We start from the raw sequence: 2,407 nt of genomic DNA, 5'->3' as shown, positions 1-2,407 counted from the left end.
AGTGATCTGCATGGAATATTCCTGATTCATCAAAAGACCTGCGCTGATCTGAACTGAAGTTCTGAGATACCCGTCTCCGGAAGATTCCAGGGCGCTGATCTTTCTGTTTTCGATCACCTTTGTTCCGTCTGAGCTTCTGATCTCATAGGAAAGGCTTTTTACCTCTGAGTCATGGGGATCCACTACCAGAGCTACCGTACGGGTGGTATCAAGGGGCGTAATGCATTCCCTGACAAAATCAGCCTGCATGGGCTGTCTGTATCCATGCATCAGATTAGAAAGAGTTCCTCCGAACTCAGTCATAACCTCCGGAAGAACCGGATTGTTCATATCGGAACGATCATCTGTTGACCGGCTGTTCATCAAAAACGCAGTTCCGGCCACTCCCAGCACAAACACCAGAAGGAGCACTGCAAACTTGCGAAAAAACTTTTTCATCTGCCTTTACACCGCTCCCTTCTCATTATCCCGGGGATAAAGAAGCTGCTCCAGCGTAAGCTCCCCATTAAGAGCCTCTGTCATTTTTTTCAGCTTGTCTGTACTCTGCTCTTTTCCGTTTTTTACTGCCCGGATCAGCAGATTCTTAGGTGTGTGCTCCATATCAATAAATTCCAGGATCTGTGTGGAATATCCTTTGGATTCCAGAAGATTGGCCCGAATTCCGTCTGTAATAAGAGCAGACATCCTTTCTTTTAAAATACCGTATTTTAAAACCGGCTCCAGAAGCTCACTGCTGATCTTACTGTTCAGCTCATGCTGACAGCAGGGTACGGAAAAAATCACTTCTGCATCCCACTCCACAGCCTTTGCCAGAGCATAATCCGTTGCCTTGTCACAGGCATGCAGGGTAACTACCATATCCACCTTCTGAAGTCCTTCATATCCGGCTATATCCCCCTGGCAGAAATGCAGTTTGTCATATCCATAGCTTTCCGCCAGGCGGCTGCAGTTTTCAATCACATCTGCCTTCAGGTCAAGCCCGATGATATTCACATCATACCCTCTCAGCTCCCGTAAAAAATAATACATGGCAAAGGTCAGATATGATTTTCCGCAGCCAAAATCCACAATCGTAATCTCTCTGTCCCTGGAAAGACGGGGAAGGATATCCTCTATAAATTCCAGAAAACGGTTGATCTGTTTATATTTATCATAAGCAGAAACATGAACCTTTCCCTCCAGGCTCATAACTCCCAGATCCACCAGAAAAGGTACCGGCTTTCCTTCCGGAAGAATATACTGCTTTACCCTGTTGTGCGAAAGTATTTTTGCAGGCTTTTTTACAGCGTGGGGCTTCACTTTAATGGTCTGTTTTCCTTTTTTGCTTACAAGAACACTGCCGTCCGTGCTGCTGCCCTGTACCTGCAGCTGAGAATAATCTCCTGCAAGAGCCTGCTCCATATAGGCAAGAAGCTCTTTTCTGGTATAATTTTCGTGAAAAACCTTTGTCCCCACTGTGGATGAGGCCTGATACAGGATCCTGCCCTTCAGCTCCACCGGACGTATTCTCACTCTTGAGGGAATTTCCTTTTTTCTGCTGCCGCTGAGTACGGCAAGGATCAGCTCCTCACTGATCTGCTCCTCCAAAAATTCCTGTAATGTTTTCATCATTTCTGTATAACTCTTTCTCGCCTTTATTCAGGCGTTCTGTCCTGCCTGTTTCAGTATCCGCGGCATCTTCGCCTTCTGCATCGTCTTCTGGATATCTCCTGGTACAGAAGCACCTCTGTCAGTTCTTCCAGCTTTCCCGAAGACACCATCTGAGCCTCCATTGTATTTTCTTCTGTTTCCCTGATATCCCTGCACATCCGGCGCAGCATCCATCGATCCGGATACTCGTCATAAATACGGCTTCCTTCATAATCCAGAAGCTGACATTCCTGTTCCACCCTTTCCTGCAGCCTGCGGACACTTTCCGGATACCAGGATTTCATCAGCGCAAATTCCTTTTCCTGTATATTTTCTCTTTCATAAAGTAAAGGATCTGCATATGCTGCGTAAAACGGAAAAAATTCATCATAATACATAGACAGGCTCCTGCTTATTCCAGACTTCTTCTTTAAACTATGCGACAAAAGCTCAGATGTGACTTTTTATGCCTGCATCTCTCTCAGTATTCTTCTGGTAAGCTTCATGCTGTGCTCAATCGCCAGCTTCTCAAAAGCAGGATAATCTACTTCCGCACTTCCGTCTGCCTTGTCAGAAATCGCGCGGACCACCAGACACGGCACATGGTTCAGATATGCGGCATGTGCGATAGCAGCTCCTTCCATTTCAACTGCATAAGCTCCAAATTCGCTGACAATAACGTCCTTTACTCCCTGATCTGCCACAAACTGATCTCCGGAAGCAATTCTTCCCTCAAATACCTGAATATCCGGATTTACCTCTCTGCACACCTTTACTG

General features: G+C 46.1%; 3 protein-coding genes and 1 pseudogene. All 4 read right to left on the bottom strand.

Annotated elements, in window-relative coordinates:
• A pseudogene (locus QVP40_RS09345) lies at positions 1–438 on the bottom strand (hypothetical protein); the annotation flags it as partial.
• Between the two features lie 6 nt (positions 439–444).
• Positions 445–1,608, bottom strand: coding sequence for a methyltransferase (locus QVP40_RS09340; RefSeq protein WP_288200443.1), 1,164 nt, complete (start codon positions 1,606–1,608; stop codon positions 445–447).
• Between the two features lie 53 nt (positions 1,609–1,661).
• Complete coding sequence (locus QVP40_RS09335) at positions 1,662–2,027, bottom strand: hypothetical protein (protein WP_022068186.1); 366 nt, start codon at positions 2,025–2,027, stop codon at positions 1,662–1,664.
• A gap of 66 nt (positions 2,028–2,093) precedes the next feature.
• A partial coding sequence (locus tag QVP40_RS09330) for a 5'-methylthioadenosine/S-adenosylhomocysteine nucleosidase (protein ID WP_288200442.1) occupies positions 2,094–2,407 on the bottom strand: 314 nt, incomplete at its 5' end.

The sequence above is a fragment of the Blautia sp. CAG:257 genome, assembly GCF_000433815.1.
Lineage (GTDB): Bacteria > Bacillota > Clostridia > Lachnospirales > Lachnospiraceae > Blautia_A > Blautia_A caecimuris.
The sequence above is the reverse complement of the archived record's forward strand: the minus strand, read 5'-3'. Positions and strand labels throughout refer to the sequence as shown.

Excerpts from the sequence above, each read along its gene's own strand:
- QVP40_RS09340 (WP_288200443.1), bottom strand. The coding sequence starts at position 1,608 with ATGAAAACATTACAGGAATTTTTGGAGGAGCAGATCAGTGAGGAGCTG.
- QVP40_RS09335 (WP_022068186.1), bottom strand. The coding sequence starts at position 2,027 with ATGTATTATGATGAATTTTTTCCGTTTTACGCAGCATATGCAGATCCT.